The 14,767-nt window shown below is 56.9% G+C and carries 14 protein-coding genes, 1 tRNA gene and 1 pseudogene; 5 read left to right on the forward strand and 11 right to left on the reverse strand.

Going from position 1 to position 14,767, the window contains the following annotated elements:
- Window positions 1-328 precede the first annotated feature (328 nt).
- Window positions 329-404 (reverse strand) — tRNA-Phe (locus tag ETEE_RS09355).
- A gap of 581 nt (window positions 405-985) precedes the next feature.
- On the opposite strand from ETEE_RS09355, the gene ETEE_RS09360 reads away from it, so the two are divergent.
- Window positions 986-1,627 (forward strand): YfdX family protein, encoded by a 642-nt coding sequence (locus tag ETEE_RS09360; RefSeq protein WP_034162968.1) that lies wholly within the window; start codon window positions 986-988, stop codon window positions 1,625-1,627.
- Window positions 1,628-1,735: 108 nt separating this feature from the next.
- Here ETEE_RS09360 and dicD read toward each other — a convergent pair whose 3' ends face one another.
- From dicD to aspA, 5 genes are all read right to left on the reverse strand, one after another.
- A complete protein-coding gene (dicD, locus tag ETEE_RS09365; protein ID WP_034162967.1) occupies window positions 1,736-2,311 on the reverse strand; it encodes a division control transcriptional repressor DicD in 576 nt (191 codons plus the stop codon).
- A gap of 32 nt (window positions 2,312-2,343) precedes the next feature.
- Complete coding sequence (locus ETEE_RS09370) at window positions 2,344-4,059, reverse strand: protein-disulfide reductase DsbD (protein ID WP_034162966.1); 1,716 nt, start codon at window positions 4,057-4,059, stop codon at window positions 2,344-2,346.
- The gene (gene cutA / locus ETEE_RS09375) at window positions 4,035-4,403 is read right to left on the reverse strand and encodes a divalent cation tolerance protein CutA (protein WP_045425482.1); all 369 of its coding nucleotides are present in this window, start codon (window positions 4,401-4,403) and stop codon (window positions 4,035-4,037) included. The genes ETEE_RS09370 and cutA overlap by 25 nt, the downstream gene beginning before the upstream one ends.
- Window positions 4,404-4,539: 136 nt before the next feature.
- Window positions 4,540-5,841 carry an anaerobic C4-dicarboxylate transporter gene (locus ETEE_RS09380; RefSeq protein ID WP_012847187.1) on the reverse strand — a complete coding sequence of 434 codons (1,302 nt, stop codon included), beginning with the start codon at window positions 5,839-5,841 and terminating at the stop codon, window positions 4,540-4,542.
- A 115-nt stretch (window positions 5,842-5,956) separates the two neighbouring features.
- Window positions 5,957-7,393 carry an aspartate ammonia-lyase gene (gene aspA / locus ETEE_RS09385; RefSeq protein WP_034162965.1) on the reverse strand — a complete coding sequence of 479 codons (1,437 nt, stop codon included), beginning with the start codon at window positions 7,391-7,393 and terminating at the stop codon, window positions 5,957-5,959.
- A gap of 364 nt (window positions 7,394-7,757) precedes the next feature.
- Between aspA and ETEE_RS09390 the strand changes: the two genes are divergently transcribed.
- From ETEE_RS09390 to groL, 3 genes are all read left to right on the forward strand, one after another.
- The gene (locus tag ETEE_RS09390; RefSeq protein ID WP_034162964.1) at window positions 7,758-8,234 is read left to right on the forward strand and encodes an FxsA family protein; all 477 of its coding nucleotides are present in this window, start codon (window positions 7,758-7,760) and stop codon (window positions 8,232-8,234) included.
- A 217-nt stretch (window positions 8,235-8,451) separates the two neighbouring features.
- The gene (locus tag ETEE_RS09395) at window positions 8,452-8,745 is read left to right on the forward strand and encodes a co-chaperone GroES (RefSeq protein ID WP_005296032.1); all 294 of its coding nucleotides are present in this window, start codon (window positions 8,452-8,454) and stop codon (window positions 8,743-8,745) included.
- A gap of 59 nt (window positions 8,746-8,804) precedes the next feature.
- The gene (gene groL, locus ETEE_RS09400) at window positions 8,805-10,448 is read left to right on the forward strand and encodes a chaperonin GroEL (protein ID WP_034162963.1); all 1,644 of its coding nucleotides are present in this window, start codon (window positions 8,805-8,807) and stop codon (window positions 10,446-10,448) included.
- A gap of 292 nt (window positions 10,449-10,740) precedes the next feature.
- Here the strand turns inward: groL and ETEE_RS09405 are convergent, their stop codons facing one another.
- From ETEE_RS09405 to ETEE_RS21880, 3 genes and pseudogenes are all read right to left on the reverse strand, one after another.
- A complete protein-coding gene (locus ETEE_RS09405; RefSeq protein WP_330935805.1) occupies window positions 10,741-11,121 on the reverse strand; it encodes an Ig-like domain-containing protein in 381 nt (126 codons plus the stop codon).
- Window positions 11,122-11,289: 168 nt separating this feature from the next.
- The gene (locus ETEE_RS21520; protein ID WP_156119366.1) at window positions 11,290-11,661 is read right to left on the reverse strand and encodes a hypothetical protein; all 372 of its coding nucleotides are present in this window, start codon (window positions 11,659-11,661) and stop codon (window positions 11,290-11,292) included.
- A pseudogene (locus tag ETEE_RS21880) lies at window positions 11,662-12,025 on the reverse strand (IS110 family transposase); the annotation flags it as partial.
- A 189-nt stretch (window positions 12,026-12,214) separates the two neighbouring features.
- Here ETEE_RS21880 and ETEE_RS09415 point away from each other — a divergent pair.
- Entirely contained in the window at window positions 12,215-12,562 is a 348-nt protein-coding gene (locus tag ETEE_RS09415) for a DUF4156 domain-containing protein (protein ID WP_034162985.1), read from the forward strand.
- An 83-nt stretch (window positions 12,563-12,645) separates the two neighbouring features.
- On the opposite strand, the gene ETEE_RS09420 is transcribed toward ETEE_RS09415, so the two are convergent.
- Together ETEE_RS09420 and ETEE_RS09425 are read right to left on the reverse strand one after the other, a co-directional pair.
- Window positions 12,646-13,341, reverse strand: coding sequence for a LutC/YkgG family protein (locus ETEE_RS09420; RefSeq protein WP_034162961.1), 696 nt, complete (start codon window positions 13,339-13,341; stop codon window positions 12,646-12,648).
- The gene (locus ETEE_RS09425; protein ID WP_034162960.1) at window positions 13,341-14,762 is read right to left on the reverse strand and encodes a LutB/LldF family L-lactate oxidation iron-sulfur protein; all 1,422 of its coding nucleotides are present in this window, start codon (window positions 14,760-14,762) and stop codon (window positions 13,341-13,343) included. Before ETEE_RS09425 ends, ETEE_RS09420 begins: the two co-directional genes overlap by 1 nt.
- Window positions 14,763-14,767 lie beyond the last annotated feature (5 nt).

Below are 14,767 nucleotides of genomic sequence, written 5' to 3' on the forward strand. Positions count from 1 at the left end.
CCCGGTTGCCGGGTATTATCGCCTGTTTTATGAAATATATTTATCAGTGCTTGTGACCTGATGTACAACAGTGCTATCCCGTGGGAAAACAGCTATAACGCAACCAGCACAAGGGCTACCATTCAGTCGGGTATCGTGTTGCCGGCTACAGCAATGAATGGGGCGACAGTATCAGTGGGAGGCCTTTGCCGAGCTGCATCATGATGCTTATTCTTTAGCACCGGGAAGCGGCGCTGGGGAAGGATAAGGATGCCAACGACAGAGGAGCCAACAATTTGCTGATTCAAAAAGTAAAAACCCCGCCATAAGGCAGGGTTTTCAGAAGAAGTGGTGCCCGGACTCGGAATCGAACCAAGGACACGGGGATTTTCAATCCCCTGCTCTACCGACTGAGCTATCCGGGCAACGGGGCGCATTAAACCGTATTGCGCCCGGCGCGTCAACGATTTTATCGGCCAGGTGATTCATCTGGAGATAAAATCAGCGTTTCCCCAATAGTCAGGCGACAGAGGGTGGCCGCCGCGTCACCCGCGGCGTCTCGTTGCCAGAGCCTTAACGGGGGCTCTTCGCTACGGGACAGGGTACATTTCACTCGCCGACGTTTTGTCAACTTTTGTCTCTGGGGTGTCTGGACACGCTGTTTTTCAGGCTAATGGCGGCATCAACGCTGGCGTCGAACGCGGTGTTGGCGCCGCCAGGGTAGCTAAGCGCGCTATTCTGTCAACGTTAGAAATAAATAATATGCTTTAAAACATAGTGTTATTTATCCATGTAATGAAGATTAAATTTTGGGTCCGCGCTGTACGCGGCGCAGGCCGGGGAGTGTGCGCTTTTTTTGCCGCCGAACGGCAGGGGAGGCGATGCAATTGACATGACTTCGCCGGCGTCTATAACTAAGTGGGTCAGCGGGAGGAAAGTGTATAGCGCCTCCGCCGCAACGAGTGAGTTAACGATTTAACCAGTATGGGATAAACGGGCCAAGATTATGAAACGTATTTTGACAGCAACTGCTCTTTCTCTGGCGATGTTTTCTACCTTTACCTGGGCAGCCGACGCCGCGCCGACCGCGCCAGCGAGCGCCGCTGCTGCAGCCGCCGGTTTGTCTGCCCAACAGGTGCAGGATGTGGCTAAAGTGGCTCAGCAGGGCTTTACGGCAATGCGTGATATGCAGTATGCGCGCGTTGCGCTGTTCCGCGGCTATCCGGATGTGGCGACCAAGCTGACCGATCAGTCTGCGGCTCTGCTGGCCGACGATAGTACTGACTGGAAGTCCTTTATCAAGTCGGATAAAAAAGCGCCGCTGGCCGGTGATAACTATGTGATCATCAACGCATCTATTGCGCTTTCTGAAGATTTTGTGGCGACGCCGGAGAAACAGAAGGCGATCGCTAAGGCGAACGAAAAACTGAGCAAGGGCGATCATAAGGGTGCGCTGGAGGCGCTGCGCGTAGCAGGCGTGGGGATTACCGAAACCCAGTACCTGATGCCGCTGAAGCAGACCCGTCAGGCCGTAGCCCATGCGCAGAGCCTGCTGAAGGCGGGCAAGTACTATGAGGCCAACCTGGCGCTGAAGGGCGCTGAAGAGGGGATTATTACCGACAGCGTAACGCTGGTCGATGGCAAATAATCGCCCGTTGTTTCCGTAGTGTGTTGTGCATGCCACCTCCCTGTGAGGTGGCTTTTTTGTGTCTTGAAAACCTCCGGCTGTGCCGGGGGTATTTATTTTTTACGTGGGTTAACTCAGGGCGTCGTGTCGTCGGCAGTGGGCGATGTGCAGGATGTCCTGCGCCAGATGCAGCGCGATATCGACATCCTCACGTCGGCGGCTGACCAGCAGCCGGTTCAGACACCCCTCCTGCACTAGCTCCATCTGGTGTGCGACCAGCGAGGCATCGCCAATCTCACTCTCCTGCAGCAGCCGCAGCGTAAAATCAAACGACGCCTGCTTTTGTCGAGACGCCAGCTGATGGATCGGGTGGTCGGCGGCGGGGTATTGGATGCAGGCCGAAATAAACAGGCAGCCGGGGAAACGCCCCTGCTCAACATGCTCTGCCAGCACTGGATAGCGGGCCAGGATTTTGTCATCGTGGCTCAGGGTGTCATTCAGCAGGAGCTGTCGGCGCCAGGTATCGATCTGCTGGCCGTGGAAACGCAGACAGTCGTACAGTAGGGCCTCGCTGTCTGGCCAGTAGCGGCGTGCCTGATCGAGGGATAGCGTTTCGCTGTCGATCAGGGCGGGCAGCGTGGCGCCAGCTAGGCCATGTCGCTCCAGGCGCCGCAGCGCCTGCGTCAGGATTTGCTCCCGTTGCATTCGGTTCTCCTTATGATGAAGGGCGAGGCCCGTCACTGCACCTGCGGCAGCTGCCGCAGGTGCGCCAGAAAACGTTCGGCGTCCATAAAACCGGTGACGCGTGCGTCGTCTAACGGCTGCCCATCGGGAGTGAAAAACAGGATCGACGGCAGCCCCAGTACGTTAAGCTGCTGCAGCAGCTGGGCGTGCTGCTCGGTATTGGCGGTCACGTTTGCCTGCAATAGCAGGGTGCCCGCCAGCTGGCTACGCACGGCATCATTGCTGAAGGTATATTTCTCAAACTCTTTGCAGGCGGCGCACCAGTCGGCATAGAAGTCCAGCATCACCGGCTGCCTGCGGGCCTTGGCCTGCGCCAGCGCCTGAGCCAGCTGCCGTGGGGAGTCGATAGGCTGGAACGCCAGGGTTTCACTGACGTCGGTGCCGGCGCGCGGTGCGCCGTCGAAGATCCAATCCTGCAGCGGACGGGCGCAGATCAGCGCGGCGCCCAGCAGCAGGATCTGCCAAAGGCGGGTGCCGCGGCGCTGTGCGTGCAGGGAGAGGCTGAATCCCCACAGGAAGAAGGCGATGCCAAGCAGGCTCCACAGCCGTATACCCCAGACTTCGCCCAGTATACGCTCCAGCAGAAATACCGGCAGCGCCAGGATTACAAAGCCAAATCCCTCTTTCACATGCTGCATCCACGGCCCGCTGCGCGGCAGCAGCCGGTTACCAAACAGCGTGACCGCGATCAGCGGGATCCCCATTCCCAGCGCGTAGAGGTAGAGCGTACCGCCGCCGACCCACAGGTTACCGCTTTGGGCGATATACAGCAGAATGGCGCTGAGGGGCGCGGTGGTGCAGGGAGAGCAGATCAGGCCGGCGAGGGCACCCATCACGAAGACGCCGAGCAGCGACCCGCTGCGCTGGCGGTTGCTCCATAGCGTCAGCCGGGTTTGCAGCGAAGCGGGCAGCTGCAGAGTGAACGCCCCGAACATGGAGAGCGCCAGCAGGATAAACAGCAGCGAGAGACCGATCAGCACATAGGGGTGCTGAAACGCGGCCTGGAAGCGCAGCCCGGCGGCGGCTACCACCATACCAAGCACGGTGTAGGTGATGGCCATTCCCTGTACATAGACCAGCGCCAGCAGGGCGGTATGCCCCCAGCCGTGGCGCTGTTTCTGGCCCAGGATCAGCGCCGATATCAAGGGGTACATCGGCAGGACGCAGGGGGTAAAGGCGATGCCGATGCCGATCAGCAGCGCCCACAGCGCAGGAAAGGGCAGCGTTGGCGCGTGCTCCGTGTTCGCCGCCGCGCCGGGCGACGCGCCGGCGCCGTCGGTCGCGGTTATCGCCTCGAGGGGAATGCGCCGCGTCTCCGGCGGGTAGCAGAAGCCCGCGGCGGCACAGCCCTGATAGGTGACGCTTATCTCGCCCCCCGCCGCGGCGCTGAGCAGGGGCAGCCTCAGGCTGAGACCGTCGCGGAAGATGGCGGTTTCCCCCTGAAACTCGTCGTGATGGGGGATCCCCGGCGGTAGCTGCCAAGGACCTAGCTGGGCCTGATGGGGCGTAATCCGGATCTGTTGACGGTACAGGTAATAGCCGGGCTGGATCTGCCAGCGCAGCGTCAGATTTTCGCCCTGCTGCTGAAAGTCAAAGGCAAAGGCCTGATTGACCGGAACAAAGCGAGGATGCTCGCCGAACAGGGAGGCCTGGGCGGGCAGCAGGGTCGTCATAAACAGCGCAATCAGCGCAAAGATGCGTTGAGCCATGATAGGTAGTCTTGATCTCCTGCCTGCACCGGAATGACCAGTAGCTCCGGCGTTTGGTAAGGATGCTGGTGTTTCAGATAGGCGAGCAGCGCCTGCTGATGGCGCCGTTCGCTTTTGATGATCATCTGCACTTCATACTCCTGCTCAAGCTTTCCTTCCCAGTAGTAGAGGGAGGTGGCGCCGGGGATCAGGGTCACGCAGGCCGCCAGCTTTTCGCCGAGCAGGGCGGCGGCAAGCTCCTGAGCGCAGGCCTCGTCCGGCGCAGTGCACAGAACCACGACGGCATCGCTGTGGTCAGCGGGAACCGCCGCAGCGGCGGTAAAGGGAGTCACGTTCTGGGACATAGTGGACCTCGCGGCGTTGCCAGTGTTGATGATGATTTCGACACTATACCGTGAGGGGGGCGGGCTTGTCAGGCGTAAACGGGCGCAAAAATGACAACGGGGCGCAGCGCGCCCCGTTAACGTGAGGTGTGCGGGATTACAGCATAACGCTGCCCAGCAGGAAGCCGAAGCAAACTGACAGGGCCACACCCAGGGTACCCGGGATGAAGAACGGGTGGTTAAAGACCAGTTTACCGATGCGGGTGGTACCGGTGTCGTCCATCTGTACTGCGGCAACCAGCGTCGGGTAGGTCGGCAGGATGAACAGGCCAGACACAGCGGCGAAGGAGGCAACGGCGGTCAGCGGAGAGACGTTCAGGGCCAGGGCCATCGGCATCAGTGCCTTGGCGGTAGCTGCCTGAGAGTACAGCAGGGCAGAGGCGAAGAAGAAGATGACAGCCAGCAGCCACGGATGATTCTGGATAACGGTACCGGCGGTTTCTTTGATCCAGTCGATGTTGGCGGAGACGAAGGTATCGCCCAGCCAAGCCACGCCCAGGATACAGATACAGGCGCTCATACCGGCTTTGAACGTGCTGGAGTTCAGTACGTTATCGGTATCGACGCGGCAGATGATGGTGGTCAGGGTGGCCACGCTCAGCATGATGATCAGGATGGCGTTGGTGGTGTTCATCAGCGGTTTGGCAACCAGGCCCAGGCTCGGGCTGTTGATGATGGCATAGGCCACCACGGCAACTACGCCCAGCAGGAACAGCCATACAGAGGTCTGTGCGCCTTTTTTGATTTCAATCTGCTTGTCGCCGCGCAGCGTGATCAGACCCTCTTCCAGACGCTTGCGGTATACCGGATCGTTGGACAGCTTGGAGTCAAAGCACCAGGAGACGATCAGAGACATTACCAGGACCGCCAGGAAGGTGGACGGCAGCACAACCATCAGCAGATGCAGGTAGCTGATACCATGGCCTTCCATCACGGAAGACATGTAAACCACGGCGGCAGAGATCGGGGATGCGGTAATGGCGATCTGTGCAGATACCACGGCGGTAGACAGCGGACGGCATGGTTTGATGCCCTGCTCTTTGGCGACTTCGGCGATAACCGGCAGCGCAGACAGGGAGATGTTACCAGTACCGGCGAAAATGGTCAGGAGGTAGGTGACGATCGGCGCCAGAATGGTGATGTATTTCGGGTTCTTACGCAGAACTTTTTCAGTCTGGTGAACCAGGTAGTCCATACCACCGGCAACCTGCATCGCAGAGATCGCGGCGATAACGGCCATGATGATAGAGATTACGTCGAACGGAATTTTACCCGGTGCAACGCCGATGGCGGCTAGCACTAATACCCCGAGACCACCGGCGAAGCCGATCCCGATCCCGCCCAGTCTGGCCCCCAAGAAAATCGCCAGCAGAACAATTACCAGTTCTAGAACTAGCATAGTGTTTCTCCTTAAAATGTAATGATAATAATTCTTGTTTTACTCTCAACTCTGTCAATAAAAAGGCACGGCTGACCATGGGACCAGACGTGCCTTTAACAATCCGATGCGTTAATTATTTTTCGCTTTCATCGGTATAGCGTTTAGCTTTGTAAGCCGGGTGCATCAGGTTTTCAACAGAGAAGATGTCGTCCAGCTGCGCTTCAGTCAGCAGGCCGCGCTCCAGCACAACTTCGCGCACGCTCTTACCGGTTTCAGCACAGATTTTACCTACGATATCACCATTGTGGTGACCGATGAACGGGTTCAGGTAGGTAACGATACCGATAGAGTTGAAGACGAATTTTTCGCAGGTTTCTTTGTTGGCAGTGATGCCGTCGATGCATTTCTCACGCAGGTTGTAGCAACCGTTGGTCAGCAGAGAGATGGATTCGAACATGGCCTGGCCGATAACCGGCTCCATAACGTTCAGCTGCAGCTGACCGGCTTCCGCTGCCATGGTGACGCAGGTGTCGTTACCGATGACTTTGAAGCACAGCTGGTTAACCACTTCCGGCACAACCGGGTTAACTTTAGCCGGCATGATGGAGGAACCCGCCTGCAGCTCCGGCAGGTTGATTTCGTTCAGGCCAGCGCGCGGACCAGAGGAGAGCAGACGCAGGTCATTACAGATTTTGGACAGTTTAACCGCGGTGCGTTTCAGCGCGCCGTGAACCATGACGTAAGAACCGCAGTCAGAGGTGGCTTCGATCAGGTCTTCAGCCGGTACGCACGGCAGGCCGCTGACTTCTGCCAGCTTCTGCACGGCCAGTTTCTGGTAACCTTCCGGCGTGTTCAGACCGGTACCGATAGCGGTAGCGCCCAGGTTGATTTCCAGCAGCAGTTCAGCGGTGCGCTGCAGGTTTTTCACTTCTTCGTTCAGCAGTACGCTGAATGCGTGGAATTCCTGGCCCAAGGTCATCGGTACGGCGTCCTGCAGCTGGGTGCGGCCCATCTTCAGGATGTTTTTGAATTCGTCAGCTTTACGGTCAACGCCTTCACGCAGGTTTTTGATCGCTTCGATCAGCTTCATGATGGAAGCGTAAACGGCGATGCGGAAACCGGTCGGGTAAGCGTCGTTGGTAGACTGGCATTTGTTCAGGTGGTCGTTCGGGTTCAGGTACTGGTATTCACCTTTTTTGTGACCCAGCAGCTCCAGACCGATGTTGGCCAGCACTTCGTTGGTGTTCATGTTAACGGAGGTACCGGCGCCGCCTTGGAAAACATCTACCGGGAACTGGTCCATGCATTTGCCGTTGTTCAGCACTTCGTCGCAGGCCAGGAGGATGGTATCAGCAATTTTACGCGGGATAGTCTGCAGTTCACGGTTAGCCAGCGCTGCCGCTTTTTTAACCATTACCATGCCGCGAACAAATTCAGGAATATCGCTGATTTTGTTGTTGCTAATGTAGAAGTTTTCCATCGCACGCAGGGTGTGAACGCCATAATAAGCGTCTGCGGGAACTTCACGGGTGCCTAATAGATCTTCTTCAATACGGATGTTATTTGACATGAGAACCTTCTTTCATTGATGCCGAATAGTAAATTAGCTAATAAATTAATTTTCTTTAAGGAACAACAGAGAGAATTCACCGTTCTCTCTTTTATGGGCACGATCATATGCTGCTAGGAGGGAAAAGTATGAACCTAGATCACTATATGGTGTATCTTATCCCTTTGATTCTCATATCTGTGATAATACTCACAGATAGTGTAAATAACTAACAAGAGTTAGCGAAAAAACAGCGATTAAAATAACACCACACGAATTATATGGACGTTTTTTTTGACTCCAATATAATTTTATTTTTAAAGTACTCGTTTTTTATTTACATTCGTGTAAACAATGAAACAGTCGTTTAAATAGGAGACACCATTTGCGCTGGTTGCCCTTTATCCTGATATTTTTTTATGTCTATATTGAAATATCGATCTTTATCAAAGTCGCTGCCGTTTTAGGCGTTGCATTGACGCTGCTGCTGGTGATCTTGACCTCCTGCCTCGGCGCATCGCTGGTGCGTAATCAGGGAATGAAGACCCTGATGCAGATGCAGCAGAAGCTGGCGATGGGGGAGAGCCCCGCTGCAGAGATGATTAAAAGCGTGTCGCTGGTGATGGCGGGTCTGCTGCTGTTGCTGCCGGGGTTCTTTACGGACTTCCTCGGCCTGCTGCTGATGCTGCCGCCGGTGCAGAAGCGTCTGGCGCTGAAGCTGCTTCCTTATTTCCGTATTTACCGCGGCGGTGGGCCGGGCGACGGCGGCGGTTTCGACGGTGGACCGGGCGGCGGCGGCCATACCTTTGACGGTGAGTTTGAGCGCAAAGATGACGATCGTCAGCGTCTGGATAATAAATGAATCCCTTCGGCCCGCCTTTCCGGCGGGCCGCTGTCATTTCAGGGTTGCATCTTCGGCTTTCGCAGGTTAAAAAAAAGCGAATTTTTTTTTTCGCGCCCCCTTGAAGGCGGGAAGCGACGCCCCAATCTAGCAAAGCATGAGTCCGGAGCGTGGCGCCATCGCCCGTGTCTGGCTTTCAACCCTAAACGATATGGACTTTCTCAAAGGAGAGCTATCAATGAAAATTCGTCCATTGCATGACCGTGTGATCGTCAAGCGCAAAGAAGTTGAGTCCAAGTCTGCTGGCGGCATCGTTCTGACCGGTTCCGCAGCGGGCAAATCCACGCGTGGTGAAGTCATCGCCGTGGGTCATGGTCGCATTCTGGAGAATGGCGACGTGAAACCGCTGGACGTGAAGGTTGGTGACACCGTGATTTTCAACGATGGTTATGGCGTGAAAGCCGAGAAGATCGACAATGAAGAAGTGTTGATCATGTCCGAAAGCGACATTCTGGCCATCGTTGAGGCGTAATCGCCGTATCCGCATAGCGCTCGCAATATCCAATTGAACGAATTTAAGGGACAAAGATAATGGCAGCTAAAGACGTAAAATTTGGTAATGACGCCCGCGTAAAAATGCTGCGCGGCGTGAACGTTCTGGCAGACGCAGTGAAAGTGACCCTGGGCCCGAAAGGCCGTAACGTGGTCCTGGATAAATCCTTCGGGTCTCCGACTATCACCAAAGACGGCGTATCCGTTGCACGTGAAATTGAACTGGAAGACAAGTTCGAGAACATGGGCGCACAGATGGTGAAAGAAGTCGCCTCCAAGGCGAATGACGCCGCCGGTGACGGCACCACCACCGCGACCGTACTGGCGCAGGCTATCGTTAATGAAGGTCTGAAAGCCGTCGCCGCAGGTATGAACCCGATGGATCTGAAGCGCGGTATCGATAAAGCCGTGATCGCCGCAGTTGAAGAGCTGAAGGCGCTCTCTGTACCGTGCTCTGACTCTAAAGCCATTGCGCAGGTAGGGACCATCTCCGCCAACGCCGACGACACCGTGGGCCAGCTGATCGCTGAAGCCATGGAAAAAGTTGGTAAAGAAGGCGTTATCACCGTTGAAGAAGGCACCGGCCTGCAGGACGAGCTGGACGTGGTTGAAGGTATGCAGTTCGATCGCGGCTATCTGTCTCCGTACTTCATCAACAAGCCGGAAACCGGCGCCGTTGAGCTGGAAAGCCCGTTCATTCTGCTGGCTGACAAGAAGATCTCCAACATCCGCGAAATGCTGCCGGTGCTGGAAGCCGTTGCTAAAGCCGGTAAGCCGCTGCTGATCATCGCCGAAGACGTTGAAGGCGAAGCGCTGGCGACCCTGGTGGTTAACAACATGCGCGGTATCGTGAAAGTAGCTGCGGTGAAAGCGCCGGGCTTCGGCGATCGTCGTAAGGCGATGCTGCAGGATATCGCTACCCTGACCGCCGGTACCGTTATCTCTGAAGAGATCGGTATGGAGCTGGAAAAAGCGACGCTGGAAGATCTGGGCCAGGCTAAACGCGTGGTCATCAACAAAGACACCACCACCATCATCGATGGCGTGGGCGAAGAGTCTGCCATTCAGGGCCGTGTTACCCAGATCCGTCAGCAGATCGAAGAAGCGACCTCTGACTACGATCGTGAAAAACTGCAGGAGCGCGTGGCTAAACTGGCAGGCGGCGTAGCCGTTATCAAGGTTGGCGCGGCAACTGAAGTTGAAATGAAAGAGAAGAAAGCGCGCGTAGAAGACGCCCTGCACGCAACCCGTGCTGCGGTGGAAGAAGGTGTGGTTGCCGGCGGCGGCGTGGCGTTGGTTCGCGTAGCGGCCAAGCTGGTTGACCTGAAAGGCATCAACGAAGAGCAGAACGTCGGTATCAAGGTTGCGCTGCGTGCGATGGAAGCTCCGCTGCGTCAGATCGTGGCCAACGCCGGTGAAGAGCCGTCAGTGGTCACCAACAACGTGAAGGCTGGCGAAGGTAACTACGGTTATAACGCGGCGACCGAACAGTACGGCGACATGATCGAGATGGGTATCCTGGATCCGACCAAGGTAACCCGTTCTGCGCTGCAGTACGCTTCCTCCGTTGCCGGTCTGATGATCACCACCGAGTGCATGGTGACTGATCTGCCGAAGGAAGAGAAGGCTGATCTGGGTGCTGCCGGTATGGGTGGCATGGGCGGCATGGGCGGCATGATGTAATGCGCCGCGAGCCGCTGTTAACCTAGCGGACGGCACATCGTGACCATTGACTCTCATCGGTGGTGGTCACGGGGTTCCCGCTGAAACAGCACGTGAGAAAAATGAATCCGGGCCTGAATACAGGTCCGGATTTTTTTTGCCGTGTCGATGGCCCCAGGCCTAGGGGGTGGGGATAGGGGAAACCGAGCGCTTGGCATGGGGAGTGGCGTCACACAGCAAACGTTCTGTCTGTCACACACAGGCACACGCAGGCGGCGTCTATGCCACTTGCGCCCCGAGCGTGACGGCGGCTCTATAGCTCATAATGCTCCGCCTCAACGCTCATGTGATCCTTAACAATTTCGCTCAGCGCAGTCATCTCATGCGCCTGATAATCGTGATCCGGCGGCGTTTCGCTGATACCCGTAGGGGTGAAGGTACCGCTGGCGGTCGCTGTATTGCCGGCCGCGTCGGTCGCGGTGATGGTGTAGGGATTCTCGCCCGGTTTGACCTCCTGCGCCGGGAGAGTGACCTGCCAGCGTTCACCGTCGATGCTGGCCTGATAGTCATGGTCATCCACTGTCACTGTGATCTGTATACTGTCCTGAATCTCCACGGTACCTTTTAGGGTCACCGAGTCATCGATGGTGCTGACCCCAGCGCGCGCGTCGGCCTGCGTAGGGGAAAGGGGGATCGACGGTTAACTGATGATGCTGCTGAGGCTCATTACCCGCCGTGCCTCTAGCCGTAATCGTATCGTCATCGCTGGTGATGTTTTCCAGGGTGACGTTTTGGTTTCCCGCGATATCCGTTATGACCGCGCTGTAGCTTAGGGGGCCGTTTGGGAGCGTGTGTGACGGGCCTAAAAGTCAGTTGCCGTTTTGATCGGCTGCACGCTATCAATGATGAGGGGGACCGCTGCTCCCGGCTCGGTTTTATCGGTGAACTGGGGGCGTCGACTCCAGGTAATCATATCGCCTTTAATATAGCTGCCGCTTTCATCGGTTGATACAACTGTAGTGCCGGGAGAGAGTAGGTCAATAAAGATATTGCTATTGATGGTGGATAACAAGCCTCTGCTGGGATCGATGGCGACGACCGTATAGCCATTGTGGTCCTCGTTTAATAGCTGGGAAATATTGATAGACCAAGAGCCATCGGCGGCGGCCGTCATCGTGTAGCTGTTGCCCGTAATGGTGAGTAATATTGTTACGCTAGGCGTTGCCTGATCCACACTTCGGTGAAGTACTAATACGACTTGCTGCTCGGGGGGCAAGGATGACCGATACGAGCCGCATGTTGGAGCGTGTGACGGCTTCACAAATAGTTTCTGCATCCGCAGTATCGCGCTTATTGGTTTTAACATAGGGTTTGACGAACTGAGGAGCTATCAATTTGACGTTATGGTCCATCAACATCAGTTTGTTGGCTCAGAAATGAGCAGATGCACAGGCCTTTATGCCGATAAAACGGGAAAAAAGGAGGTCATTTGTGCCCGTCTGAGCTGTTTGTTAAACAATCGTTTGCCGTGCTCGTCAACCCCAGAGGATCTGGAGAACGTCTTTCGTCAAATCGATGCTAATAGGTTTAACGTTCATGATGCCGCGCGAAATTTTGTCATAGCATTGTGGCATAGCGGGTTTCAGATACACTAGTATGCGGTGATATACCGGGATCGGCCGGAGGGCTCCTGAGCCGTCTACGAGCCAGTACGCCACATTTATTCAGTGTTACCAACGGATTCTGGTATTATTCGGATAACATTTACACATCAAATGGGGAATAAGATGCGGATTAAAGGGTTACTGGGTCTGGCAGCCGTCATGCTGCTGGCAGGGTGCAGTACCATGACTCAGCTGTCTTCCGCCGGGCAGCAGGTGAAGTTTACCGATGCGAAGCCGGGCGCTGAATGCCAACTGCTGGGCGAAGCGGTGGGAACCCAGAGCAACTGGCTATCGGGTCAGGGCGGTGAAACCAGCTCTATGCGCGCTGCCGCTAACGATCTGCGCAATAAGGCAGCCGCAATGGGTGGAAACGTGGTTTACGGCGCGGTCAGCCCGAGCGAAAGCTTCTGGTCCAGCTTTGCACCGCTGGACAGCAAGATGAGCGGACAGGTTTATAAATGCCCGAACTGAGAGATTGGGACAGGAAGCATCGGTTCAAAAAAGCCGCGGCCTGAGGGCCGCGGCTTTTTTAGTGCGGGCACAGAGGCCGCTGTTTAGCAGTCCTCAACGATCAGATAGGCGGCGTTTACCGGCCCGTGCACCCCGACGACCTTAATCAGCTCGATATCCGCGGTCGAACTGGGCCCCCCGATCAGGTTGATGCAGGATGGCATCCGCTCTCCCTGCTGCGCGCGCTGGTGCAGCAGGCTGGCCAGCTGCGCCACCCGCGGCAGAATGGTGCTCTTACGCAGCACAAAGACAGAAGACTCCGGTAGCAGGCTCAGAGCGCGCCCGCGCAGCGCCGAGGAGAACAGCACCACGCCGCCGGATTCGGTCAGCCCGTATTCGGCGTAGACTACGCCAACCTTGGCCTGCTCCGCCATGCGCAGATTCTCTGCGCCGAGCGCCGGATCCCATACCGTCGCTGGGCACTCCCTCACCAGCGTTTCGGTGATCCCCAACTGCGCCAGACGGTCATCTCCGCTGACGATGGTCGGCGTCTGGCCATAGCGCTGACAGAGACGCAGTGCCGCTTGGGCCGCATCGGCTTCGCTGCAGCGCTCACAGTGCGCCAGCATGACATTGCTGGCGACGTCGATAAAGGCGTCGCAGCGCTGCTGTACGCTGAGCCCGGTCAGACGGGTTTGGGCATAGTCATTGATGGGCTGGGGACGAGGCTGTGGGGTATGGCGGACTTCGCGTCCCAGCTGGCGGGCGATCGTGGCCAGAAATTCATCGCGATTGTTCATTATTTATTCCCCTGCGCCTTGTGCTGTTTAAACCAACTGCGGAAGCTCTCGCCATCGGCCTGCGGCAGATCGCGCGCTGCGGTCCACTCCGCCAGCGCTCCTGCGTTGATAGGAGCCTTGCCGCCTTTAATAAACCAGCTGGCGGCCCTAGCACCGGCGATCATGCCGACCTTCCATAGCCCTGGATGGCTGTTGGCATACGTGAACAGGCGGGTGGCTCGCTGCTCCGCCTTCGGCGGCAGGCCGGCTTCGACCATCGCCCGGCGATGGCGCAGGATCAGCTTGGAGAGCGGGATATTGACCGGACAGACGCTGTCGCAGGCGGTACACAGCGAACAGGCGTAGGGAAGATCCTTAAAATTCGCATAGCCGCCCAGTAGCGGCGAGATCACCGCCCCAATCGGGCCCGGATAGATGGAGCCGTAGCCGTGGCCGCCAATGTGGCGATAGGCCGGGCAGGTGTTCATGCAGGCGCCACAGCGGATACAACGCAGGACGTCGCGGAAGGGTGAGCCGAGAATGCTGGAGCGGCCATTATCGACGATCACCAGGTGGAACTCCTGCGGACCGTCAAGGTTGTCCGCCTCGCGCGGGCCGGTCAGCCAGGTGTTGTAGCCGGTCAGCCTGGCGCCGACCGCACTGCGCGCCAGCATGGTGATCAGCACATCCACCTCTTCGAAGGTGGGGGCAATGCGCTCCATTCCCATCACGGCGATATGAGTCGGCGGCAGGGTCGTGCACATCCTGGCGTTGCCTTCGTTGGTGACTAGACAGACCGAGCCGGTTTCGGCGACGGCAAAGTTACAGCCGGTGACGCCGATATCGGCGCTGAGGAAGTCCTGGCGGATCTTCTGGCGGATAAACAGGGTCATCGCCTCCGGCGTCTCCGGACCATCATAGCCCAGGGTCTCATGAAGCACCCGGCGGATCTGGGTGCGCTCCTTGTGGATCGCGGGCACCACCACGTGGGAGGGCGGATCTTGATCCAACTGCAGAATGTATTCGCCCAGATCGGTCTCCACCACCTGGATTCCTGCCTGCTGCAGTGCGTGGTTCATGCCGATCTCTTCGGTGACCATCGACTTGGCTTTCACCACCTTTTTGGCGTTTTTGGCCTGGGCTACCTGCAGAATATAGCGGGTTGCGTCCTCTTTGGTCTTGGCAAAGTAGACCTTTCCGCCGTTCTCCGTCACCTTCTCCGCCAGCTGATACAGGTAGGCATCCAGGTTATCGAGCACGTGATCGCGGATCTGTTCGGCGCGCTCGCGCCACTCATCCCAGTGCCCCAGCTCATCCACCATTTTTTGCCGGTTGGCGCCGATGCGTTCTTGGGCATTGGCTACCGCCTTGCGCATGACCGCATCATCCAGCTGAAGCCGAATGCGATCCTTAAATTTTACATCGCTGGTTTTCAATGACATGGCAT

The sequence above is a fragment of the Edwardsiella anguillarum ET080813 genome, assembly GCF_000264765.2.
Taxonomy (GTDB): domain Bacteria; phylum Pseudomonadota; class Gammaproteobacteria; order Enterobacterales; family Enterobacteriaceae; genus Edwardsiella; species Edwardsiella anguillarum.